This is a genomic window from Streptomyces sp. NPDC050145, from assembly GCF_044460245.1.
Taxonomy (GTDB): Bacteria; Actinomycetota; Actinomycetes; order Streptomycetales; family Streptomycetaceae; genus Streptomyces.
Window position 1 is genome coordinate 272,155 of sequence record NZ_JBITJS010000004.1, and the last position, 23,197, is coordinate 295,351.

Genomic DNA, 23,197 nt, shown 5'->3' on the forward strand with positions numbered 1-23,197 from the left:
CCGGTCCGGTGGCACCCGAGTCACTCCGCGCGGCGGCACCCGTACCACTCCGCCCCGACGGCGCCCGCGCGGCGGTGCCCGGGCCACCCGCCCCGGCGGAGCCTGAAGCGCCCGCCCCGGCGGCACCCGAGCCGCCCCACCCGGCGGGCGGCTCACCCACGCCACCCCTCCGCGGCGGCACCCGAGCCACCCCGCCCTGGCGGCACCTGAACCACCACCCCGGCGGCACCTGAATCACCACCCCGGCGGAGCTCAGGTGTCGGCGAGCCGGGCTGTCGTGTGCGGCGGATAATGGGCGAATGGCGAGGTCGCGCGGGAAGCAGCAGGGGAGCAGGAGTGGTGGCGGCGGGGGAGGGCGTGGGGCTCGGGAGTCGGTGGTCGAGAGTGTCGACGGGGGGCTCGCCGAGCTGATACCCGACCGGGACCGGCCGGCGGGCTGGACCCTGCTTCTGGACGGCGCCCCGCAGTCGCACGTGGACCTGGACGACCCCGCCCACCTCTCGTTCGAGTACCAGCGCCGCATCGGCCACGTCATCGACCTGGCCGCCGACCCGGGCCGCCCGGTCCAGGCCGTGCACCTGGGCGGCGGCGCCTTCACCCTGGCCCGCTACGTCGCCGCGACCCGGCCCCGCTCCACCCAGCAGGTCGTGGAGCGCGACGGCCCCCTCGTCCAACTGGTGCGTACGGCCCTGCCGTTGGACCCCGGCGCCCGGATCCGCGTACGGACCGCCGACGCCCGCGAGGCCCTCGCCAAGCTGCCCGACGACTGGGCCGACGTGCTGGTCGCCGACGTGTTCAGCGGGGCGCGTACCCCCGCGCACCTCACCAGTACGGAGTTCCTGACCGAGGTGCGGCGCGTGCTGCGGCCCTCCGGGACGTACGTCGCCAACCTTGCCGACGGGCCGCCGCTGGCCCATCTGCGCGGGCAGATCGCCACCGCCGCCGCCGTCTTCCCCGAGCTGGCCCTGGTCGCCGACCCGACGGTCCTGCGGGGCAAACGGTTCGGGAACGCGGTCCTCGTCGCGTCCGCGCTGCCGCTGCCGATCGCCGAGCTGACCCGGCGGGCGGCGGGCGACCCGCATCCGGGGCGGGTCGAGCACGGGCGGGGACTGCTCGACTTCGCGGGCGGCGCGCCGGCGGTGACGGACGCCTCGGCCAAGGCGTCCCCGGCGCCGCCCGCCTCCGTGTTCCGGTAGCGGCGGCGCCCCGTTCGGCACGGGGCGTCAGGGTCAGTACGTCGCGATCTCGACCGACGGCGCGTGGTCGTGCCACGTGCAGAACACCGACACCCGGTCCGTGCCGGACGTGAACTCGACCCGGATCCACGTGGTCTGCTTCCACACCTGCACCGACCACCCCGCCCCCGGCGTCGCCGACACCAGCGTCGCCGACCGCTCGCCGAGGTCGAACACGGCCCGGCCGCCGGTCGTCTCGTAACTCTTCACGTTCCCGGAGTTCCCCGCGTTCCCCGAGGGGATCGACCGGCTGGGCTTCGGCGACACCGTGGACGGCTTCGGCGTGGGCCGGCCGGACTTCCCGGGAGCGGAGGACGAGGCGGCGGACCCGGACGGTGACGGGTCCGGGCGGTGCGTCGAGGAGGAGACCGGAGGCGCCGACTCCGATGCGACGGCGCCGACGACCGGGAGCGCCCGCGGCGGGTCGTACACCGTGCCGGCCATCACCGTGTGCACGCCCCACCAGGACAGCGTCACCGCGGCGCCCGTCGCGAGCAGCCAGGCCACCGAGTGCACCAGGCCGCGCCGCACGGCGCGCGGCTCCCCGGGCGGGTCCTGGGCGCGCGCCGGGGCGGGCGGCGGGGGCGGGTTCGTCGGCATCGCGGGCCATACTGCACCACACCCGCCACCCCTGTCCCGCGCCCCCGGAGCCCGTACCCGGGGACGACCGGCATCGCCCGTACGGAGTACGGATGGCGTACGGTGCCGCCCATGGCAAGTGTGCTCGTGGTCGAGGACGACCAGTTCGTGCGCTCGGCCCTCATCCGGCATCTGACCGACGCCGCCCACACGGTGCGCAGTGTCGGCACGGCCCTGGAGGCGCTGCGCGAGGTCGCCCATCACCGCTTCGACGTCGTGATCCTCGACCTCGGCCTCCCCGACCTGGACGGCGCCGAGGCGCTCAAGATGCTGCGCGGCATCACGGACGTACCGGTCATCATCGCCACCGCCCGCGACGACGAGTCCGAGATCGTCCGGCTGCTCAACGACGGCGCGGACGACTACCTCACCAAGCCCTTCTCGCCCGAGCACCTGTCCGCGCGGATGGCCGCCGTGCTGCGCCGGGCCCGCGGCAGCGCCCACGCCGAGCCGCCCTCGCGGGTCATCCGCGTCGGCGGCCTGTCCGTCGACCCGCTGCGCCGTCAGGCCGAGCTGGACGGCACCCGCCTCGACCTCACCCGCCGCGAGTTCGACCTCCTCGCCTTCCTCGCGGGCCGGCCCGGCGTCGTCGTCCCCCGCAAGGAGCTGCTCGCCGAGGTGTGGCAGCAGTCGTACGGGGACGACCAGACCATCGACGTGCATCTGTCGTGGCTGCGCCGCAAGCTGGGCGAGACGGCGGCCCGGCCGCGCTATCTGCACACGCTGCGCGGCGTCGGCGTGAAGCTCGAACCCCCGGCGGCGGAGCCCGCCCCGTGAGGTGGGCGCTGGTCCGGGTGTGCCTGGCCGTGACGACGATGGTCGTCGTCGCGTTCGCCGTGCCGCTCGGGCTCGTCATCAAGGAGATGGCGCGCGACCGGGCGTTCTCGAACGCGGAGCGCACCGCCGCCGCCATGGGCACCACCCTCTCCATCACCTCCGACCGCGACCAGCTGGTCCGCGCCCTCGCCACCGCGCAGACCGGTGGTGGGGACCGCATGTCGGTGTACGTCCCGGCCGGCGGCGGCAACCCGGAGATCCGGCTCGGCCGGCTGCGCGTGGACACCGGCCGCCTGGAGGACATCCGGCAGGCCCGCACGGTCGACGTGCCCGGCGGTTCGGTCTGGCTCCAGCCGATCGCCGTGAGCACCGGCAAGATCGCCGTCGTCGAGGTGTACGTGCCCCAGGGCGAGGTCACCAACGGCGTGACGACCGCCTGGGTCGTCCTCGCGGGCGTCGGCATCGCCCTGATCATCGGGTCCGTGGCCGTCGCCGACCGGCTCGGGGTACGTATGGTGCAGCCCGCACAGCGGCTCGTAGGCGCCGCGCACGACCTCGGCGAGGGGCGGCTCGGGGCGCGGGTGCCCGAGGACGGACCGACCGAACTGCGGCTCGCCGCCGTCGCGTTCAACTCCATGGCCGACCAGGTCGTCCAGCTCCTCGCCAACGAGCGTGAGCTGGCCGCCGACCTGTCCCACCGGCTGCGCACCCCGCTGACCGTGCTCCGGCTCAACGCCGCCTCGCTCGGCGACGGGCCCGCCGCCGAACAGACCCGGGTCGCCGTCGAGCAGCTGGAGCGCGAGGTCGACACCATCATCCGTACGGCCCGCGACGCCAAGCCGCAGACCGCCGCGGCCGGGCCCGGAGCGGGCTGCGACGCCGCCGAGGTGATCCGGGAGCGCATGGACTTCTGGTCGGCGCTGGCCGAGGACGAGGGCCGCAAGGTGCGGGTCGCGGGCGTCGAGCGGCCCGTACGGATCCCCGTGGCGCGCGGCGAGCTGGCCGCGGCGATGGACGCGCTGCTCGGCAACGTCTTCCGGCACACCGCCGAGGGCACCGCGTTCGCCGTCGACGTGCACAGCGGCGAGGACGCCGTGATCGTGCTCGTGTCGGACGCGGGCCCGGGCATCGCCGACCCGGAGGCCGCGATGGCGCGCGGCGCGGGCTCGGGCAGCGACGGGTCGACCGGGCTCGGCCTGGACATCGTGCGCCGGCTCGCCGAGTCGACGGGCGGCGACGTGCGCATCGGCGCGTCCGTGCTCGGCGGCACCGAGGTGCGGATCTGGGTGCAGACCGGTCAGCGGGGCGGGGTCCCGCGTCCCCGGCGCGGACATCGCGGACGGGAACGTAAAGGGTTGGTCTCTACCTTTAACCGGTCCCGATCCCTCCCTTAAGCCAAGTTTAAGATCCTCAACGCCGTTCCCTGTTGCCCGAATTGAGCGATTCCGGATCGCTAGCGTGCTGCCGCGTCACCACAACCCCCCTCCCCTCCCGTACAGGTAAGGCAGGCACGCCATGAGCAGCACGCACCGGCGCAGGATCAGCGGCAGGAACAAGGCGATAGGCGGCGTCGTCGCCGCGGCCGTCGTGGGCGGCGGCGCGTTCCTCTTCGCCTCCAGCGCGTCGGCGGCCTCTGTGGGCGCCGCGTTCACCAGGACGAGCAGCTGGGAGGGCGGTTACACCGGCCAGTACGTGATCACCAACAGCACGGACCAGGCGCAGTCCGACTGGACGCTGGAGTTCGACCTGCCCTCCGGCACCAAGCTCGGCTCGCTGTGGAACGCCGAGTCCACCGTCTCCGGTCAGCACGTCACCGTGAAGCCCGCTGCCTGGGACAAGGGCGGACTCGCCGCCGGCAAGTCCGTCACCGTCGGCTTCGTCGTCTCCGGCGACGCCGCCCCCGCGTCCTGCCTCATCAACGACGCCACGTGCTCCGTGGACGGCGGGGCCACGCCCGAGCCCTCCGGCCGCCCGACCGGCTCCGCCACCCCGAGCAGCCCGGCCCCGAGCGCCTCCACGTCCTCGCCCGCCTCGCCCTCCGCGTCCACGTCCACGCCGCCGAGCCCGTCCCCGTCCACCTCCGCGCCCGACTCCGGTTCCGGCTCGGCCGGGAGCGCCGGATTCGCGCCGTACGTGGACACCTCGCTGTACCCCAAGTTCGACCTCGTGGCCTCCTCCAAGGCGACCGGCGTCAAGGAGTACAACCTCGCCTTCATCACCTCCGGCGGCTCCTGTACCCCGAAGTGGGGCGGCGTGACCGACCTCGGCAGCGACGAGGTCGCCGCCCAGATCGGCTCCCTGCGCGCGGCGGGCGGCGACGTCCGCGTCTCCTTCGGCGGCGCCTCCGGCACCGAACTGGCCCTCGCCTGCTCCTCGTCCGGCGACCTCGCCACCGCGTACCAGAAGGTCGTCGACCAGTTCAAGCTCACCAAGGTCGACTTCGACATCGAGGGCGGCGCGCTGCCCGACACCGCCGCCAACACCAAGCGGGCCCAGGCCATCGCGACGCTCCAGAAGAACAACCCGAAGCTGAACGTCTCCTTCACGCTCCCCGTCATGCCCGAGGGCCTCACCTCGGACGGCGTGAACTTCCTGAAGAACGCCAAGTCCAACGGCGTGCGCACCGACCTCGTCAACATCATGGCGATGGACTACGGGGCCTCGTACAGCGGCGACATGGGCACCTACGCCGAGCAGGCGGCCACCGCCACGCAGGCGCAGATCAAGACGGCGCTCGGGCTGTCCGACGCGGCCGCCTGGAAGGCCGTCGCCGTCACCCCGATGATCGGCGTCAACGACGTGAACACCGAGATCTTCAAGGTCGAGGACGCCGGCCAGCTCGTCTCCTTCGCCAAGTCCAAGGGCCTGGGCGGCCTGTCGATGTGGTCGGCGACCCGCGACAAGCAGTGCGCGGGCGGCGCCAAGAACTCCGCGGACCCGACCTGCAGCTCGATCGAGCAGGGCGCGAACGCCTTCCAGAAGGCATTCGCCGCCTTCAACTGACGACCGGCCTGCCCTGCCTGCTGAGCCATCGCCCTACTGAGCCACTGCCCTACTGAGTCATTGCCCTACTGAGCCACTGCCCTACGGGGGACGAGCCCCGGCCGGAGACACCCCCCACCCGGCCGGGGCTCACGCTTGTCCTGTTCTTGTTTTTGCTCCTTGCTCCTTGCTCCTTGCTTTCGTGCCTCGCGGGGATCAGTCGTCGAGCGCGGGCAGGGTGCCGGCGCGGGCGACCCGGGCGTACCAGTCCGCGCTGGACTTGGGGATGCGGGCCTGGGTCGCGTAGTCGACGTAGACCGCGCCGAAGCGCTTGCTGTACCCGTACGCCCACTCGAAGTTGTCGAGCAGCGACCAGAGGAAGTAGCCGCGGACGTCGGCGCCCCGGCGGACGGCCTCGTGGACGGCGGAGAGGTGGGCGTGGAGGTAGCGGATGCGGTCGGGGTCGTGGACGCGGCCGTCGGCGTCGACGGTGTCCTCGTAGGCCGCTCCGTTCTCTGTCACGTAGAGCGGAACCCCGGGGGCCTGAGCGGTGTATTCAAGGAGAAGGTCCGTGAGGCCGGTCGGATCCACCGACCAGTTCATCGCGGTCAGTTCACCGGGCGCCCGATGGAAGACGACGTCGTCGGAGCCCGGCCAGGGGGAGTGGTCACTGGCGCCGTGACCGTCGAGCCTGGCGGCGTCGCCGTCCTGGTCACCGCGGGGGCCGGAGACGACGGCCGGTGTGTAGTAGTTGATGCCGATGAAGTCGAGGGGGTGGTGGATGGAGGCGAGATCAGCGTCCTGCACGAAGGACCAGTCCGTCACGCGCGCGGTGTCGGAGATCAGGTCCTGCGGGTAGGCGCCATCGATGAGCGGCCCGGTGAAGACGCGATTCGCGAGCGCGTCGATCCGGCGCCGGGCGTCGAGGTCGGCGGGGGAGTCGGTGAGGGGCCGGACCACGCTCGGGTTGAGGCTGATCCCGATGCCCGCGCGGGCCGGCAGGACCGAGCGCAGCGCCGAGGTGGCGAGCCCGTGCCCGAGGTTGAGGTGATGGGCGGCGCGCAGCGCGGCGGCGGGATCGGTGCGGCCCGGGGCGTGCACACCCGAGCCGTAGCCCAGGAACGCGCTGCACCAGGGCTCGTTGAGCGTCACCCAGCGCTCGACGCGGTCCCCGAGCGCCTCCCCGACCAGCCCGGCGTACTCCGCGAACCGGTACGCGGTGTCACGCTCGGGCCAGCCGCCGGCGTTCTCCAGCTCCTGGGGCAGGTCCCAGTGGTACAGGGTCGCCATGGGCGTGATCCCGTGCGTGAGGAGCTCGTCGACGAGGGCCCGGTAGAAGTCGAGCCCGCGCTGCACGGCGGGCCCGCGCCCGGTGGGCTGCACGCGCGGCCACGCCACCGAGAAGCGGTATGCGGTCAGGCCGAGGTCGGCCATGAGCCGTACGTCGTCCCGCCACCGGTGGTAGTGGTCCACGGCGACGTCCCCCGTGTCCCCGCCCAGCACTTTTCCGGGCGTGTGGCTGAACGTGTCCCAGATCGAGGCCGTCCGCCCGTCCTCCCGCACGGCCCCCTCGATCTGGTACGCGGCGGTGGCCGACCCCCAGAGGAACGACTCGGGGAATCGGGTGTGGGGGGCGGGAGTGGTGGTGGGCCGAGTGTTGTGATCAGTGGTCGTCATCGGGGAGCGCTCCCATAGGGGGTCGAGGGTGTTCTGGGGGTTGGGGGCGGGTGTGGTGTCGTCGTAGGGGGGTGGGTCACCGGGTGCGGGCCGGTGGGGGCTGGTCGCGCAGTTCCCCGCGCCCCCTGAAGGCATGCGCTGCGCGCAGCCTTCCCCTTGAAGGCTGCGCCTTCTCGTCGGGGTCGGGGCATCGGGGAAATGCGCCCGAAGGGCATGCATTTCAGGGGCGCGGGGAACTGCGCGACCAGCCCCCACCGGCCGGCAGCCGGTCAGCAGGCCGCAACCACCCACCCCGGAGCCGGATCCCGCTCCGAGCGGAGCTCAAGGTCACCCCTTGATCGCGCCCTGCATGATGCCGCCCACGATCTGCTTGCCGAACAACAGGAACGCCAGCAACAGGGGCAAGGTCCCGAGCAACGCGCCGGCCATGATCACCGAGTCGTCCGGGATGTAACCCGTACCCAGCTGGTTCAGAGCGACCTGCACCGTCGGGTTCTCGGAGTTGAGCGCGATGATCGGCCAGAGGAAGTCGTTCCAGGCCATGACGAACGTGAGCAGTCCGAGCACCGCCATGGCCGGCCGCGCCGCGGGAAAGACGACGTGCCAGACGACCCGGAGACTGCTCGCGCCGTCGACCCGTGCGGCCTCGATGAGTTCGGTGGGGAGGGCCTGCACGAGGTACTGCCGCATGAAGAACGTGCCGAAGGCGCTGACGAGGGTGGGGAGGATGACGGTCTGGAGGTGGTTGGCCCAGCCGAGGTCCGTCATCCACAGGTACAGCGGCACGACGGCGAGCTGCGGCGGCACCATCATCGTGCCGATGGTGAGCAGCAGCAGCGTGGTGGAGAAGCGGAAGCGGAGCTTGGCGAAGGCGAAACCGGCGAGCGTGGAGAAGAGCACCGTGCCGACGGTGATCATCGACGAGACGAAGATCGAGTTGAGCATCGCGGTGCCCAGACCGGCCTGGTCCCAGGCGGTTTCCAGGTTCTTGAAGAGGTTCCCGCCGAACCAGAAGGGCGGCGGGGTCTGCGCGAGCCGGGTGTTGGTGCGGGACGCGGCGACGGCCGTCCACACCAGCGGCGCGAGGGAGACCAGGGCGAAGAGGACGAGGACGGTGTAGGTGAGCGGGCCGGCGTGGAGCTGCTTGCCCGCGCCCATGACCCGCCGGCGCGGGGCCCGCGCGGCCGGGTCGGGGGCGCCGGCGCGCTCCTTCGCGGCTCCCGCCCGAGGGGGTGTCACGTCACTGATGGTCATCGGGAGGACCTCTTGAGGCGTCGGGAGATCAGCAGGTTGAGCGCGGCGACGACCAGGAGGATCAGGAACATCGACCAGGCGATGGCGGAGGCCTTGCCCAGGTTCCCGACCATCCAGCCCTGGTCGTACATGTAGAGGCCGAGCGTCTGGTACTGGTGCTCGGAGCCGCCCTTGGTGCCGCTGACCCCGCCGAAGAGCAGGGGTTCGGCGAAGAGTTGGGTGGCGCCGATCGTGGAGACGACGACCGTGAAGAGGATGGTCGGGCGCAGCATCGGGACGGTGACGTGGCGGAACTGCTGCCACCGCCCGGCGCCGTCGAGCGCCGCCGACTCGTACAGGTCCTTGGGGATGGCCTGCATCGCGGCGAGGTAGATCAGCGCGTTGTAACCGGTCCACCGCCAGACCACGATGGAGGAGACGGCCGCCTGCGAACCCCAGCCGGACTCGCGCCAGTTGACTGGGTCGAGGCCGACGAGGTCCAGCGCCCAGTTGACCATGCCGCTCTCCGGTGCGAAGAGCAGGACGAAGACGAGCGTCGCCGCCCCGGCCGAGGTGGCGTACGGGGTGAGCATGACGACGCGCCAGACGGTGGAGCCGCGCAGCCGGTAGTTGAGCATGTGCGCGAGCCAGAGCGCGGCGGCCAGCTGCGGCACGGTCGACAGGAGGCCGATGGTGAAGGTGTTCTTCAGGGCGTTCCAGAAGAACTCCGAGGAGAACAGGTTCCGGTAGTTGTCCAGGCCGGCCCAGGTCTGCTGGTCCAGGGCGGACAGCTGCACATGGTGCAGCGAGTACCAGGCGGTGTAGAGGAGCGGCACCAGCGAGAAGGCGCCGAAGACGATGAAGAAGGGGGCGATGAACGCGTACGGCGACGCCTTCATGTCCCAGCGGTACAGCCGGCGGCGCCATGCGGAGGCGCCGCCGTTCTTCCGGGGTGCCGTACCGCGACCGTGAGCGTCCCGCGCCGCGCCCGGCTGGTCACCGGGCGCGGCGTCGGCGCTCGACGCGGACCGCGCGAGAGCCTGGTCGGAGCTGTTCACTGGCCGAGCACGTCCTTGACCTCCTTGGTGGCGGCCTCCCAGCCCTGCGCGGGCGACTTGCCCTTCTGCTCGACCTGGAGGATGCCGGTGTCGGTGATCGCGGTGTTGATCGGCTGGTCCTTCACGCCGAAGACCTGCACCGGGATGGTCTTCGCCGAGTCGGAGAAGGTCTGGGTCAGCGGGGCGTCGGAGAAGAACTTCGTGGTCGCGGCCTGCGGTTCCAGGGAGTCGTAGGCGCTCGGCGTGGACGGGAAGCTGGCCTGCTTGCCGAAGACCTTGGCCTGCTGCTCGGGCGCGGTCAGCCACTTGGCCAGGGCGATGGCCTCCTTCTGGTGCTTGCCCGCCTTCGGCACGCCGATGAAGGAGCCGCCCCAGTTGGCCGCGGTCGGCGCGGCCGCCACGTCCCACTTGCCCTCGGCGCTCTTGCCGGACTTCTCCTGGATGTAGCCGAGCATCCAGGCGGGGCAGGCGACGGTGGCGAACTTGGCGTTGGCGAAGCCCTGGTCCCACGGCTTGTCGAACTGCTTCAGCTTGGCCGACATGTCGCTCGTCGCGACTTCCATGGCCGCGTTCCAGGACGTCTTCACGCCACTGGACTTGTCCCAGATGACCTTGCCGTCCTTGTCGTAGTAGCGCTCCTTCTCGCCGCCCAGCGCCGCGTTGTAGACGGAGGACGCCGAGTCGACGAACTTCGTGCCGTCGGGGGCCTTCTTCATGTACTGCTTGCCGACGTCGACGTACTTGTTCCAGTCGCCCTTCCACATCGCGCCGAGCTTCGTGCGGTCGGTCTCCAGGCCGGCCTTCTCGAAGAGGTCCTTGCGGTAGCAGATCGCCATCGGGCCGATGTCGGTGCCGAGCCCGATGAGCTTGCCGTCCGCGGTGGTGGCCTGCGCGTTCTTCCAGTCCAGCCACTGCGAGGCGTCGACCTCCTTGCCGAGGTCGACGAACCGGTCGCCCTGCGTCTGGACGGCCTCGGTGATGTTGCCGATCTCGATCGCCTGGATGTCGTCGGTGCCGGATCCGGCCTGCAGCCGGGTCAGGGTCTTGGGCCAGTAGACGTCGGTGCGGGTGGTGACGTTCTCCTTGATGGTGATGTCCGGGTGCAGCTTCATGTACTCGTCGTAGAGACCGGCCTGCTTGTAGCCGAAGACGCCGAAGGTGCCGATGGTGACGGTCGTCCCGCCCTTGCCGCCGGCGCCTCCGCCCGAACCCCCGCCGGAGCCGCCGTCGTCCGCGTCGGTCGCGCATCCGGCCAGCAGCCCTGTGGCCAGGGCGGCGACGACCGAGAAGGTCATCGCGCGTCGGGACGTACGGGCAGTCGTGCGCATTGCGTCCTCCAAGATGCTCAGATTCACGTGCTCAAGTGCTCTGACGTGCCGATCCCGGCCGGTTGCCCCTCAGCATGCGGTGCCGGTGCTCTCCCTGCGTGGCACCCGGGCGGAGAATGTGCGGCTCTTGTACGCGACCGGTGGTGTGGGAGCGCTCCCACGAGTGATGTGTTGAAGGGTCGCGCTCCGGCCACGGAGTGTCAAGAGACTGTGCAGCACGACGTTCGCGCGGTTATCGGGCTGTTAGATTCCGCGTGAGACTTGGGGAGGTGGGAGTCATGGTGGCTCGCGGCACTCACGGCAGGCGTCCGACCCTCGAGGAGGTCGCGGTCCGGGCCGGCGTCGGCCGGGGCACGGTCTCCCGCGTCATCAACGGCTCGCCGCGCGTCAGCGACCGCACCCGCGCCGCGGTCGAGGAGGCCGTCGCCGAACTCGGCTACGTGCCGAACACGGCGGCCCGCGCCCTCGCCGCCAACCGCACCGACTCCATCGCCGTCGTCGTCCCCGAGGCCGAGTCCCGCTTCTTCTCCGAGCCGTACTTCTCCGGCATGGTCGGCGGCGTCGGCGTGGCCCTCGCCGAGACGAACCTCCAGCTCCTGCTGACCTTCGCCCGCGGCGAGCGCGAGCAGGACCGGCTCGCCGCCTATCTGGCCGCCCACCGGGTCGACGGCGTGCTCCTCGTCTCGGTCCACTCGGACGACCCGCTCGCCGACCGGCTCCTCCAGATGGACATCCCGACCGTGATCAGCGGCCCCCGCTCGGCGGACGAGCCGCTGCCCTCCGTCGACACCGACAACTACGCGGGCGCCCGCTCCGCCGTCGACCACCTCGCCGGACGCGGCCGCCGCGCCGTCGCGATCATCACCGGACCGCTCGACGTCTACGGCGCCCAGCGGCGTCTGGCCGGCTACGCGGACCAGCTCGGCGACTCCGGCCTCGAGTACACGGAGGAACTGGTCGCGTACGGGGACTTCACGGAGGAGGGCGGCCGCCGCTGCATGACGGAGCTGCTCGAGCGCCGCCCCGACCTCGACGCGGTCTTCGCCTGCTCCGACCTCATGGCCTCCGGCGCCCGCCAGGTGCTGCGCGAGGCCGGCCGCCGGATTCCCGACGACGTCGCCCTCGTCGGCTTCGACGACTCGGTGATCGCCCGCCACATGGAGCCCGGCCTCACCAGCGTGCGCCAGCCCACCCGCGACATGGGCCGCGCGATGACGGAGCTGCTCCTCGACGAGATCGCCCTGGCCGCCGAGGGCCTGCGCTCCTCGACCCGGCGGCGGGCCGAGCGCCATCTGGTGCTCCCGACGGAACTGGTCGTCCGGGCGTCGTCGTGAAGGCAGGCCCGGAGGAAGAACCGGGGGAACGCCGAAGGCCCCGGTTCTTTCGAACCGGGGCCTTCGACCCTTCAGGGTGAGTGACGGGACTTGAACCCGCGGCCACCTGGACCACAACCAGGTGCTCTACCAACTGAGCTACACCCACCATGTCCGGTCTTCTGTCGTTCTTCCGACCGGCCGAGAAAAAGTGTACAGGGTCCGAAGGGGTGCTCGCGCCCACGTTTTCCGGCGGGCCTCCGGACCCCGTACACAGGGGCTTACGAGGGACTATTCAGCGGGCAGGACATGCTTGGCCGCGATCGTCTTCGCGGTCTCCGAGTCCGGGCCGGGCTGCGGGACGAAGATCGCCTCGCGGTAGTAGCGCAGCTCCGCGATGGATTCACGGATGTCGGCGAGCGCCCGGTGGTTGCCGTTCTTCTCCGGACTGTTGAAGTACGCCCTCGGGTACCAGCGGCGGGCCAGCTCCTTGACCGAGGACACATCGACGATCCGGTAGTGGAGGTACTCCTCCAGCGTCGCCATGTCACGCAGCAGGAAGCCGCGGTCGGTACCGACCGAGTTCCCGCACAGCGGGGCCTTGCCCGCGTCCTTGACGTGTTCACGTACGTACGCCAGGACCTGCTCCTCGGCGTCCGCGAGCGTCGTGCCGCCCGCCAGCTCGTCGAGGAGACCCGAGGCGGTGTGCATGTTCCGCACCACCTCGGGCATCTGCTCCAGGGCCTCGTCCGGCGGGCGGATCACGATGTCCACACCGTCGCCCAGTACATTCAGCTCAGAGTCGGTGACCAGTGCGGCCACCTCGATGAGCGCGTCGTTCGCCAGCGAGAGTCCGGTCATCTCGCAGTCGATCCACACCATGCGATCGTTCATGCGGACAACCCTACGGCCCGGATCTCCTCACCGGCAGACGACGGCTCCTCCTCGTGCTTTCTCCCTACGGCGCGGACCTCGGCCCCGGCAGGCTCGCGCGCGAACCGGCGAAGGCCTCAGGGCCCGGCGGCAGCGAGGCCGCGGCCGCGCCGAGCGCCGAGGACGCCGGGGCGCCCCGCCGGGACTGGCTGGGCACGGGCCCCGGGCCCGCACCCTCCGCACCCGGCACCGCGGCGGCCTCCATCACCGGCTCGGCCTTGGCGCCGGCCCCGACCGGGCTGTCGCCCGGCTGCGGCCTGCGCGCCCGGTACGCCGCCCGGTACGCGGCCGGCGACGAGCCAAGCTGGCGCCGGAAATGCCCGCGCAGCGCGACCGGCGACCGGAAACCGCAGCGCCCGGCGACCTCGTCGACCGAGTAGTCGGAGGTCTCCAGGAGCCGCTGCGCCTGCAGCACCCGCTGGGTGATCAGCCACTGCAGGGGAGCGCTCCCGGTCAGCGAGCGGAAACGCCGGTCGAAGGTACGACGGCTCATATAGGCGCGGGCGGCCAGCGTCTCCACGTCGAACTGCTCGTGGAGGTGCTCCAGGGCCCAGGCGACGACCTCGGCCAGCGGGTCCGCGCCGATCTCCTCTGGTAAAGACCTGTCCAGATAGCGCTCCTGGCCGCCGCTGCGGCGCGGTGGGACCACCAGGCGGCGGGCGAGCGCTCCGGCCGCCTCGTTGCCGTGGTCCGTGCGCACGATGTGCAGACACAGGTCGATTCCGGCCGCGGTCCCGGCGCTGGTGAGCACGTCGCCGTCGTCGACGAAGAGCTCGCGCGGGTCCACGTGGACCGACGGATAGCGCTTGGCGAGCGTCGGCGCGTACATCCAGTGCGTGGTGGCCGGACGGCCGTCGAGCAGACCCGCCGCGGCCAGCACGAACGCACCGGTGCACAGGCCGACGATGCGGGCGCCCTCCTCGTGGGCGCGGCGCAGCGCGTCCAGCGCTTCCTCCGGCGGCGGCGAGGTGATGGAGCGCCAGGCCGGCACGACGACCGTGCCCGCCCGCGCGATCGCCTCGAGGCCGTGCGGCGCGGTGAGTTCGAGTCCGCCCGTGGTCCGCAGGGGCCCGTCTTCGCCGGCGCACACGAGCAACCGGTACCGCGGAACTCCGGCGTCCTGGCGGTCGATCCCGAACACGGAGAGCGGAATGGAACTTTCGAAGATGGGTCCGCCGCTGAACAGCAGCACCGCGACGATCTCGCGTCGCCGCCGCCCCGACAGCTTGCGGGCCGTCGCCTCGAGCGCGGTGGTGGAGTCGTGGCTCATCCTGCTAAGCCCCCCTCGGTGATCGCGGCTCCCTCAATACTCTGACGGGCTGTTCGCTCCTGCACGTTTCCCCTCGGTCCTGCACGAAGTCCCCCGCCGCCTACTGATCAGACAGTCATGATCGAATCTACTGTGTCCGGTGGTGCCGTCGTGACCAGTTAAAGACCTGGCAGATTGTCGACATGGCAACTTGGCGTGAAGCATTCGATCACGAAGCGTCGCACTCAGGGGCGCCGCTGGGAAGTGCGCCTCCGTCCAGTGGCCGGTCCCTGTAGGGCGCATGGGGTGCCCACGGCCCTGTCGGCCCTGGTGGAACGGGGGTTGGAACGGGCCTCCGGCAAGGGGTGAGGGCCCGGCCGAAGTTGGCTGAAAATCTACGGGGTCGCGTACTGAATCCAGTCAGTCCCCCGGCGTGCACCGGCCCGCTCGCGGAGCGCCCCCGCACGCCCCCGCCCGGGGTCGGCGGGAGGGGTGCCGGAACGAACAGTGTTGTTCACTGTGCAACTGTGCGGCACCGCTTTCCGCCACCCGTCGCTCGGTGCGCCCGAGGAGCACCCGGCAGGCCGCCGTCACGGCGGCCAGACCGACCGCGGCGCCGACCGAGCCCGCGTGCCGGCCGCCGTACGCGATGAGTGCGAGCGGCACCAGGACGCAGCTGAACGCCGCCCAGCGGGCGCGTGTGGTCGGTCCGGGCACGGAGTCCTCCCTGTCCTGTCTGTCCGGTCTTGTATGGGCTCTTGTGTCGGGTCTGTGTGGGGTCTTGTGCGGGGCGTGCGGTCCGCGAGTTCCAACGCGCGGCCGGGGTCCCGGTCACTTGATCCGGCCGTCACGGGGGCCACAAGGGTGCGCAAACCGCCTGTACGGGGCAGCAACCATTGCCATACGGGCGAGGGCTCGTGCATGCTCCCTGGAACACGCCACGGAGCGTGGACAAGGGCCGGCCTGGGCGCGGGCCGGAGTCTGGGCAGAGGAGGAGTGTCGCCGTACCCTTGGGGGTATGGGGTTGGGAAGATGATTCCCGGACACAGCTCCGCCGATCGTTGTCGTCCCCTCTACAGAGGCCCACGAGGTACACGCCGAGACACTCATGGCCGGTCACGAATTTTCCGAACCCGAAGGCCGCAAGCGCCAGGTCGCCGATCCCACGACGACCCCGCGTGCGGCGGAAGAGACACGTCATCCCTGTGATCCCGCGTTCAAGCACGGGGTCGTCGTCGGGTTCGACGGCTCGACGTCCAGCGAGCGGGCCCTCTCGTACGCGATCGGCATGGCCCATCGTTCCGGCTCCGGCCTGATCATCGTGCATGTGGCGAACCGGCTGCCGACGACCGTGTGGGCGGGGTGCGAGCCGCCGGTGTTCGTGGACGTCCCCGATCACCGCACCGAGGTCCTCGGGCTCGAGCTGGCCTGTGCGGACTATCTCTCCGAGGTGCCCTGGATCCTTGTCGAGCGCGGTGGCGACATCTGCCACGAGCTGGAGGAGGTCGGGCACGAGTACTCCGCCGACGCGATCGTCGTGGGCTCCACCCACGGGCTCGTGGGGCGGATCTTCGGCTCGGTCGCCGGACGGCTCGCGCGGCGCGCACAGCGGCCCGTCGTCGTCATCCCCTGAACCGGCCACGGCCTCAGGGTGTCTGACCTCGCGTCAACTTCCCTCGCCGGCTCCCGCTCGCCAACTGCCCTTGTCGCATGGCGACATGCAGCGAACCTACTGACGCGTAGAGGTGCTTTGTGCCCTTGTGAAGGGTACATACCGGTCGCTGGACTTCTGTGTCTGTTCGAAGGGAGCCCGCTGTGGACAATGACGTCTCCGCGGGAAGCACGGCGGCCACCCCGTCCGTGTCGACGCTCGGTCAACTCGCCCTGGGTATCACCCTGTTGGCGTTCGGAATCGGTCACACCCGGGTGATCGACGGTGTCACGGCTGCCGACGCCGTGTCGATCGCGACGTACGTGGGCGGCATCGCCCTGTTCGTCGCCGGCCTGTTCGCGCTGCGGCGCGACGACGGCCTCACGGGCACGGCGTTCGCCGGGCTCGGCGCGTTCTGGTTCACCTGGGGGGTCGGCGCCGGTGACGCCGTCTCCGCCAACGCCGTGGGGCTCTTCCTGCTCCTGTTCGCCCTCCTCGCGCTCACGCTGACGCTTGCCGCCGGTGGGGCCGGGACGTTCGTGCGGGGCACGTACGGGGCGATGTTCGTGGCGCTCGTGCTGCTGGCCGTCGCGGAGTTCGGTGACTCCGCGGGGCTCGCGAAGGCGGGCGGCTGGGTCGCCGTCGTTGCCGGGGTGCTCGCCTGGTACGGGGCGACGGCGCCGGTGGCGGGGCTGCGGATGGCGTGGCCCGGGCGTGGACGTGCTGCCGGCCGGGGGGTGACGGCCGCCGGCTGACAGCGGGCGGAGCCGGGGCGCTGGGCACGCCTCGGCTCCGCCGGTCGAACGGGTCCCTCCGGGTTGGGCTGGGAGGGGCCCGTTCGTCGTGGTCGGGCTCTCGTGCCCGGCTGCCGGCCCGGTGGGGGCTGGTCGCGCAGTTCCCCGCGCCCCTGAAGGCATGCGCTGCGCGCAGCCTTCATCGGCCCTCACCCGGCGGCAGTCGGATTACTCGACCGTCACGGACTTCGCCAGGTTGCGGGGCTTGTCGATGTCGCGGCCCATGGCGAGAGCCGTGTGGTAGGCGAGGAGCTGGAGGGGGATGCCCATGAGGATCGGGTCCAGCTCGTCCTCGTTCTTCGGGACGACGATCGTGTGGTCGGCCTTCGCCTGCGGCTGGTGCGCGACCGCGAGGATGCGGCCGCTGCGGGCCTTGATCTCCTCCAGGGCGGCGCGGTTCTTCTCCAGCAGGTCGTCGTCGGGGACGATCGCGACCGTCGGCAGCGCCGGCTCGATGAGGGCGAGCGGGCCGTGCTTCAGCTCGGAGGCCGGGTACGCCTCGGCGTGGATGTAGGAGATCTCCTTCAGCTTGAGGGAGGCCTCCAGGGCGACGGGATAGCCCCGGACGCGGCCGATGAACATCATCGACTGGGCGCCCGCGTACTGCTCGGCGATCTTCTTGATCTCGTCCTCGGACTCGAGGATCTCGCTGATCTGCGCGGGCAGCTTGCGCAGGCCCTCGATGATCCGCTTGCCGTCGGTCACCGACAGGTCGCGGATGCGGCCGAGGTGCAGGGCGAGCAGCGCGAAGGCGGTCACCGTGTTGGTGAAGCACTTGGTGGAGACGACGCAGACCTCGGGGCCGGCGTGCACGTACATGCCGCCGTCGGCCTCGCGGGCGATCGCGGAGCCCACGACGTTGACGACGCCGAGGACGCGGGCGCCCTTGCGCTTGAGCTCCTGGACGGCGGCCAGCACGTCGTACGTCTCACCGGACTGGGAGACGGCGATGTAGAGGGTGTCGGGGTCCACGACCGGGTTGCGGTAGCGGAACTCCGAGGCCGGCTCGGCGTCGGCGGGGATGCGGGCCATGGACTCGATGAGCCCGGCGCCGATGAGGCCGGCGTGGTACGAGGTGCCGCAGCCGAGGATCTTGATGCGGCGGATGGTGCGGGCCTCGCGGGCGTCGAGGTTCAGGCCGCCCAGGTGGACCGTGGAGAAGCGGTCGTCGATCCGGCCGCGCAGCACGCGGTCGACCGCGTCGGGCTGCTCGGAGATCTCCTTGTGCATGTACGTGTCGTGGCCGCCCATGTCGTAGGAGGCGGCCTCCCACTCCACGGTCTCCGGGGTGGCCGTCGTGGTCGTGCCGGAGGTCGTGTAGGTGCGGAAGTCGTCGGCCTTCAGGGTGGCCATCTCGCCGTCGTTCAGGGTGACGACCTGGCGGGTGTGGGCGATGAGGGCGGCGACGTCGGAGGCGACCAGCATCTCCTTCTCGCCGATGCCGAGGATGACCGGGGAGCCGTTGCGGGCCACCACGATGCGGTCGTTGAAGTCGGCGTGCATGACGGCGATGCCGTAGGTGCCCTCGATGACCTTGAGCGCCTCGCGGACCTTCTCCTCCAGGGTGGCGGCCTGGGAGCGGGCGATGAGGTGGGTGATGACCTCGGTGTCGGTCTCGGAGGCGAAGACGACGCCCTCGGCCTCCAGCTTGGCGCGGAGCTCCTGGGCGTTGTCGACGATGCCGTTGTGGACGACGGCGACCTTGTTCTCGGGGTCCAGGTGCGGGTGCGAGTTGACGTCGCTCGGGGCGCCGTGGGTGGCCCAGCGGGTGTGGGCGATGCCGGTGGTGCCGGTGAAGCGCTTGGGGACCTTGGCCTCCAGGTCGCGGACGCGGCCCTTCGCCTTGACCATCTTCAGACCGGTCGCCTTCGGGCTGGTGATGACCAGGCCCGCGGAGTCGTAGCCGCGGTACTCCAGGCGCTGCAGCCCCTCGAGGAGGAGCGGGGCGACGTCACGCTTGCCGATGTAGCCGACAATTCCGCACATAAGTTCTGAGAATCCCCTCTGGTCGGCCGGTTCAGCCGTAGACGATGCGGCGCAGCTGACGGAGCGAGAGCTCCGGCGGTGCGACCGCCCGGTACGGCAGATCGGCCAGGATCTGTTCGAAGATCGCCGCGTTCACCTGGCCCTGGGCCTGGAGTTCGCGGTGGCGGCGGCGGACGTAGTCCTCCGCCGACTCGTCGAAGTAGGCGAGCACGTCCTGGATCACCCGCAGTGCCTCGCCCCGGCTGAGGGGCGTGCTGCGTGTCAGATGATCGACAAGTTCCTCGTGCACTCGACAGATCCTGGGGGACGGTGGAGGCTTTCGCAAGAATTCTGCCCGCTTTCGGGCAGATGTCACACCGGATCCGGTCCGGAATCATCCCTTCCGGGGCGCTTGGGGTGGAAGTGGTCAAGCTTTGAAGGACGGCATGCCGCCTGTTCGGCCCGCGTTCATCCGGCGTATCCGGCCGGGAAAGTCGCCCCCAGCAACTTTCTCGGCATGGACATTCCCCGTATGGGCGTACCCGCCGAGCTCGCCGACCGGTCCCTCGCCGAGCAGCACGAGTACCTGCGCTCCCGCTTCTCGCGCCGCACGATGATCCGCGGCGGCGCGGTCACCCTCGGCGCGGTCGCCGGCGGCGTCTTCGTCCCGGGTCCCGCACAGGCCGCGACCCCGGCCGTCTCCCGCGCCGACCGGCCCGCCGCCGAGCACGTGGACGGCGCCCTGGTCGCCCCCTTCGGCCGTCACCTCTCCTACGGCGACGACCCGCGCACCGAGATGACCGTCTCCTGGCAGGTCCCGGCCGCCGTCCGCGACCCGTACATCCGCGTCGGCGCGCACGCGGGCGAGCTGTCCCGGAAGATCCCCGCCGAGGTGCGCGCGCTGTACACCCCGGCGGGCGTCGGCACGAGCGCCGACCACACCCAGTACTACGTCCACGCCAAGCTGACCCACCTCAAGCCCGGCCGCACCTACTACTACGGTGTCGGCCATCAGGGCTTCGACCCGGCCTCGCCGCGGTTCGCCGGCACGATCGGGACCTTCACCACCGCGCCCGCCCGCGCGGAGGCCTTCACCTTCACCGCGTTCGGTGACCAGGGCGTCAGCTACCACGCCCTCGCCAACGACAACCTGATCCTCGCCCAGGGCCCCTCCTTCCACCTCCACGCCGGGGACATCGCCTACGCGGACCCGTCCGGGCAGGGGAAGACCACGGACACCTTCGACGCGCGCACCTGGGACCAGTTCCTCGCGCAGACCGAGACCGTCGCCAAGTCCGTGCCGTGGATGGTCTCCTACGGCAACCACGACATGGAGGCCTGGTACGCGCCGCACGGCTACGGCAGCCAGCAGGCCCGGTTCTCGCCGCCCGGCAACGGGCCGGACCCCGAGAACCTGCCCGGCGTCTACTCCTTCGTGCACGGCAACACGGCCGTCATCTCCCTCGACGCCAACGACGTCTCCTGGGAGATCCCGGCCAACCTCGGGCTCTCCGGCGGCACGCAGACCACCTGGTTCGAGGGCCAGTTGAAGAAGTTCCGGGCCGCCGGGTCGGGCATCGACTTCATCGTCGTGTTCTTCCACCACTGCGCCTACTGCACCGCGAGCGCGCACGCCTCGGAGGGCGGGGTGCGCAAGGAGTGGGTGCCGCTGTTCGACAAGTACACCGTCGATCTGGTGATCAACGGGCACAACCACGTGTACGAGCGGTCCGACGTGCTCAAGGGGGACAAGGTCACCAAGGAGCTGCCGATCGGGGGGACCGTGTATCCGGAGACGGAGGGGGTCGTGTACGTGACCGCGGGGGCGGCCGGGAAGAGCCTGTACGCGTTCCCGGTGGCCGACACGTACGCGGGGCACGAGGTGGACGTCGATCCGTTCGCCTCGTACGTCGGGGAGGCCGACGGGGTGAAGCGGGCCGTGACCGTGGACTGGTCCCGGGTGCGGTATACCAATTACTCGTTCCTGCGGGTCGATGTGCGGCCCGCGGCGGTTGGCCGGACGGCCACGCTCACGGTTCGGGGTATCGCGGAGTCGGGGGCCGAGATCGACCGGTTCGTGGTGGCTCGGCGCGTCCGCTGAGACCGGGTGTGCGGTGACTCGCCGTAGGGGCTTGGGATCGTCGCCGGGTGCGGCCCGGTGGGGCTTCTCGCGCAGTTCCCCGCGCCCCTGAAGGCACACTTCGTGCGCCCCAGGGGCAGATTGCTCGCGCCCTATGTCCCCAAGGGCACAGGGCGCGATCGGCTACTTCACCAACCTGGTCAGGCGTTGGTGGGTTATGTGGGTGATCTGGGTCAGGGCCTCTTCCCGTTCGGCGGGGGTGGGGCGGGAGGTTCGGGTGCGGAGTTCCTTGAGGACCGTTTCCTTGTCGCGGCCGCGGACCGCGAGGATGAAGGGGAAGCCGTGGGCCTCGCGGTAGGCGCGGTTGAGGGTCGTCAGTTCCTCTACCTCGGCCGCCGTCAGCGCGTCGAGTCCCGCGCTCCGCTGCTCGCCCGTCGAGTCGTCCGTCATCGTGCCGGCCCGTGCCTCGGAACCGGCCAGCTCCGGGTGGCCGTTGAGGAAGGCGAGGACGCGTTCGTCGGGGGCCGCGCGGACGACGTCCATCATCGCCGCGTGCAGGGCCTCGGCGTCGGCGAGCGGGAGCCGGGCGTGGGCCTCCTCGGCGACCCAGGCGGCGTGCTCGAAGATGCCGCCGAGGGCCGCGACGAACGCGTCGCGCGTCATCGCGTCGATGTCGGTCAGGGTGAGGCGGGGGGCGTCCTGCGGGGTCATACGGTCTGCTCCGTGAGGTCGTTCGAGGTGGGGGCCGGGGTCGTCGCGTTCGTCCGGAAGGGCGGGACGAACTTCAGGATCAGGAGGGCGGCGCAGATCTCGACCGCCGCCACGATGAACAGGCCGAGGCTGAGGTTGCCGGTGCTGTCCTTGACGGCGCCAAGCAGGTACGGGGCACCGAACCCGGCGAGGTTCGCCATGGAGTTGATGAGGGCGACGCCGCCCGCCGCCGCGCCGCCGGCGAGGAACCAGTTGGGCATCTGCCAGAAGACGGGGATGGCGCTCATCGTGCCGACGACGGCGAGGCCGAGGGCGATCAGGGTGCCGATGGCGCTGACGTTCAGGAGCAGGCCCGCCGCGGCCAGCGAGATCGCGCCGAGGGTGACGGCGGTGGCGGTGTGCCATCGGGACTCGCCGGACCGGTCGCAGTGCAGCCCGTTGAGGATCATGCCGATGCCGCCGCACAGGTTGACGGCCGCCATGATCCAGCCGATGGCCAGCGGGTCCTTGAAGCCGACCTCCTGGACCAGGGTCGGGCCGAAGAAGGTCAGTGCGGAGTTCGCCGAGATGATGCAGAAGAAGATGGCGATGAACTGCCACATCCGGCCCGACTTCAGGGACTGGAGCATGCTGTGCTCGCGGCCCTCGACCGCGTTGTCGTCGGCGGCGAGGTCCTCGGCGATCGCCTCGCGCTCCTCGACCGTGAGCCACTTGGCCTGGTGCGGACGGTCCGTCAGGTAGAACCAGACGACGAAGCCGGCCAGCACCGACGGGGTGCCCTCCACGATGAAGACCCACTGCCAGCCGTTCAGGCCGCTGACCCCGTCGAAGGTGTTCATGATCCAGCCGGCGAGCGGGCCGCCGAGGACCCCGGCGAACGCGGAGGCGGACATGAAGGTGCCGAAGGCCTTCGCACGGCGCTTGGCCGGGAACCAGTAGGTCAGGTACAGGATGATGCCGGGGTAGAAGCCGGCCTCGAACACGCCCAGCAGGAACCTGAGGGAGTAGAAGATCGCCGGGGTCGTCGCGAAGACCATCGCGATACTGGTAAGGCCCCAGCCGATCGTGATCCGCATCAGGGTCTTCTTCGCCCCGATCTTCTGGAGCAGCAGGTTGCTCGGCACTTCGAAGAGGAAGTAGCCGATGAAGAAGATTCCGGCGCCGAGGCCGTAGACGGCCTCGCTCCAGCCCAGATCCTCCGTCATCGTCAGCTTCACGAAGCCGATGTTGACGCGGTCGATCCAGGCGAGCGTCCACAGGATCATCAGGAACGGCAGCAGCCGCAGGAAGACCTTGCGGTAGATGGGGTCCAGTGGCGCCTTCGCGCCCGAAATGTCTTGCGTGCTCCCCATGACGTCTCCCTTGATCGTGAACAGGGGGGTCTCGCATCGCAGCGAATCGCAGCGGCCTCGGTGGTCTGACGAGGTCTCACTTTCGTATTGCGGAAAGTGACTTCCGCTGAGTGGCCTAAGAATGGAGTGTTGGTATACCGCTGTCAAGGCTTCGCTTTCCGGTCACCGGGACGGCCGTGATCAGCGGAGATGAACCTCAATGCCGCCTGGAAACATGCGT

General features: G+C 70.9%; 19 protein-coding genes and 1 tRNA gene. 8 read left to right on the forward strand and 12 right to left on the reverse strand.

The features are described from left to right. Positions 1-299: 299 nt before the first annotated feature. Positions 300-1,196: a spermidine synthase gene (locus ACIBTU_RS10560; RefSeq protein WP_399125610.1), complete on the forward strand. Its 897-nt coding sequence runs from the start codon at positions 300-302 to the stop codon at positions 1,194-1,196. Positions 1,197-1,229: 33 nt separating this feature from the next. Here ACIBTU_RS10560 and ACIBTU_RS10565 read toward each other — a convergent pair whose 3' ends face one another. Beyond that, positions 1,230-1,766, reverse strand: coding sequence for a hypothetical protein (locus tag ACIBTU_RS10565; protein ID WP_399125800.1), 537 nt, complete (start codon positions 1,764-1,766; stop codon positions 1,230-1,232). Between the two features lie 180 nt (positions 1,767-1,946). Between ACIBTU_RS10565 and ACIBTU_RS10570 the strand changes: the two genes are divergently transcribed. From ACIBTU_RS10570 to ACIBTU_RS10580, 3 genes are all read left to right on the forward strand, one after another. After that, positions 1,947-2,651 carry a response regulator transcription factor gene (locus ACIBTU_RS10570; protein ID WP_399125611.1) on the forward strand — a complete coding sequence of 235 codons (705 nt, stop codon included), beginning with the start codon at positions 1,947-1,949 and terminating at the stop codon, positions 2,649-2,651. Beyond that, positions 2,648-4,045, forward strand: a complete 1,398-nt coding sequence (locus ACIBTU_RS10575) for a sensor histidine kinase (RefSeq protein ID WP_399125612.1) — start codon at positions 2,648-2,650, stop codon at positions 4,043-4,045. The genes ACIBTU_RS10570 and ACIBTU_RS10575 overlap by 4 nt, the downstream gene beginning before the upstream one ends. 121 nt (positions 4,046-4,166) lie before the next feature. Further along, complete coding sequence (locus ACIBTU_RS10580; protein ID WP_399125613.1) at positions 4,167-5,654, forward strand: cellulose binding domain-containing protein; 1,488 nt, start codon at positions 4,167-4,169, stop codon at positions 5,652-5,654. Positions 5,655-5,849: 195 nt separating this feature from the next. Here the strand turns inward: ACIBTU_RS10580 and ACIBTU_RS10585 are convergent, their stop codons facing one another. The 4 genes from ACIBTU_RS10585 to ACIBTU_RS10600 all read right to left on the reverse strand — a co-directional run bounded on the left by ACIBTU_RS10585 (position 5,850) and on the right by ACIBTU_RS10600 (position 10,929). Further along, positions 5,850-7,310, reverse strand: coding sequence for a GH1 family beta-glucosidase (locus ACIBTU_RS10585; RefSeq protein WP_399125614.1), 1,461 nt, complete (start codon positions 7,308-7,310; stop codon positions 5,850-5,852). Between the two features lie 327 nt (positions 7,311-7,637). After that, positions 7,638-8,564 (reverse strand): carbohydrate ABC transporter permease, encoded by a 927-nt coding sequence (locus ACIBTU_RS10590; RefSeq protein WP_399125616.1) that lies wholly within the window; start codon positions 8,562-8,564, stop codon positions 7,638-7,640. After that, positions 8,561-9,601 (reverse strand): carbohydrate ABC transporter permease, encoded by a 1,041-nt coding sequence (locus ACIBTU_RS10595; RefSeq protein ID WP_399125617.1) that lies wholly within the window; start codon positions 9,599-9,601, stop codon positions 8,561-8,563. Before ACIBTU_RS10595 ends, ACIBTU_RS10590 begins: the two co-directional genes overlap by 4 nt. Further along, positions 9,598-10,929, reverse strand: a complete 1,332-nt coding sequence (locus ACIBTU_RS10600; RefSeq protein WP_399125618.1) for an ABC transporter substrate-binding protein — start codon at positions 10,927-10,929, stop codon at positions 9,598-9,600. Before ACIBTU_RS10600 ends, ACIBTU_RS10595 begins: the two co-directional genes overlap by 4 nt. Before the next feature lie 278 nt (positions 10,930-11,207). On the opposite strand from ACIBTU_RS10600, the gene ACIBTU_RS10605 reads away from it, so the two are divergent. Further along, a complete protein-coding gene (locus tag ACIBTU_RS10605; protein WP_399125619.1) occupies positions 11,208-12,263 on the forward strand; it encodes a LacI family DNA-binding transcriptional regulator in 1,056 nt (351 codons plus the stop codon). A 75-nt stretch (positions 12,264-12,338) separates the two neighbouring features. Here ACIBTU_RS10605 and ACIBTU_RS10610 read toward each other — a convergent pair. The 3 genes from ACIBTU_RS10610 to ACIBTU_RS10620 all read right to left on the reverse strand — a co-directional run bounded on the left by ACIBTU_RS10610 (position 12,339) and on the right by ACIBTU_RS10620 (position 14,445). Then, positions 12,339-12,411 (reverse strand) — tRNA-His (locus tag ACIBTU_RS10610). A 122-nt stretch (positions 12,412-12,533) separates the two neighbouring features. Continuing rightward, positions 12,534-13,136: an oligoribonuclease gene (orn, locus tag ACIBTU_RS10615; RefSeq protein ID WP_399125620.1), complete on the reverse strand. Its 603-nt coding sequence runs from the start codon at positions 13,134-13,136 to the stop codon at positions 12,534-12,536. A 64-nt stretch (positions 13,137-13,200) separates the two neighbouring features. Next, positions 13,201-14,445, reverse strand: coding sequence for a helix-turn-helix domain-containing protein (locus tag ACIBTU_RS10620; protein WP_399125621.1), 1,245 nt, complete (start codon positions 14,443-14,445; stop codon positions 13,201-13,203). Between the two features lie 1,087 nt (positions 14,446-15,532). Here ACIBTU_RS10620 and ACIBTU_RS10625 point away from each other — a divergent pair. Beyond that, the gene (locus ACIBTU_RS10625; RefSeq protein ID WP_399125622.1) at positions 15,533-16,057 is read left to right on the forward strand and encodes a universal stress protein; all 525 of its coding nucleotides are present in this window, start codon (positions 15,533-15,535) and stop codon (positions 16,055-16,057) included. Between the two features lie 182 nt (positions 16,058-16,239). Next, positions 16,240-16,830, forward strand: coding sequence for a GPR1/FUN34/YaaH family transporter (locus tag ACIBTU_RS10630; protein ID WP_399125623.1), 591 nt, complete (start codon positions 16,240-16,242; stop codon positions 16,828-16,830). A gap of 207 nt (positions 16,831-17,037) precedes the next feature. Here the strand turns inward: ACIBTU_RS10630 and glmS are convergent, their stop codons facing one another. Next, positions 17,038-18,855 carry a glutamine--fructose-6-phosphate transaminase (isomerizing) gene (gene glmS / locus ACIBTU_RS10635; protein WP_399125624.1) on the reverse strand — a complete coding sequence of 606 codons (1,818 nt, stop codon included), beginning with the start codon at positions 18,853-18,855 and terminating at the stop codon, positions 17,038-17,040. Positions 18,856-18,886: 31 nt separating this feature from the next. Beyond that, complete coding sequence (locus tag ACIBTU_RS10640; RefSeq protein WP_188338785.1) at positions 18,887-19,144, reverse strand: hypothetical protein; 258 nt, start codon at positions 19,142-19,144, stop codon at positions 18,887-18,889. Positions 19,145-19,351: 207 nt separating this feature from the next. Between ACIBTU_RS10640 and ACIBTU_RS10645 the strand changes: the two genes are divergently transcribed. Further along, entirely contained in the window at positions 19,352-20,935 is a 1,584-nt protein-coding gene (locus ACIBTU_RS10645) for a purple acid phosphatase family protein (RefSeq protein WP_399125625.1), read from the forward strand. A gap of 162 nt (positions 20,936-21,097) precedes the next feature. On the opposite strand, the gene uraD is transcribed toward ACIBTU_RS10645, so the two are convergent. Both uraD and ACIBTU_RS10655 read right to left on the reverse strand, forming a co-directional pair. Next, positions 21,098-21,625 (reverse strand): 2-oxo-4-hydroxy-4-carboxy-5-ureidoimidazoline decarboxylase, encoded by a 528-nt coding sequence (gene uraD / locus ACIBTU_RS10650; protein ID WP_399125626.1) that lies wholly within the window; start codon positions 21,623-21,625, stop codon positions 21,098-21,100. Further along, a complete protein-coding gene (locus ACIBTU_RS10655) occupies positions 21,622-22,977 on the reverse strand; it encodes an MFS transporter (RefSeq protein ID WP_399125627.1) in 1,356 nt (451 codons plus the stop codon). The genes uraD and ACIBTU_RS10655 overlap by 4 nt, the downstream gene beginning before the upstream one ends. Between the last annotated feature and the right edge of the window lie 220 nt (positions 22,978-23,197).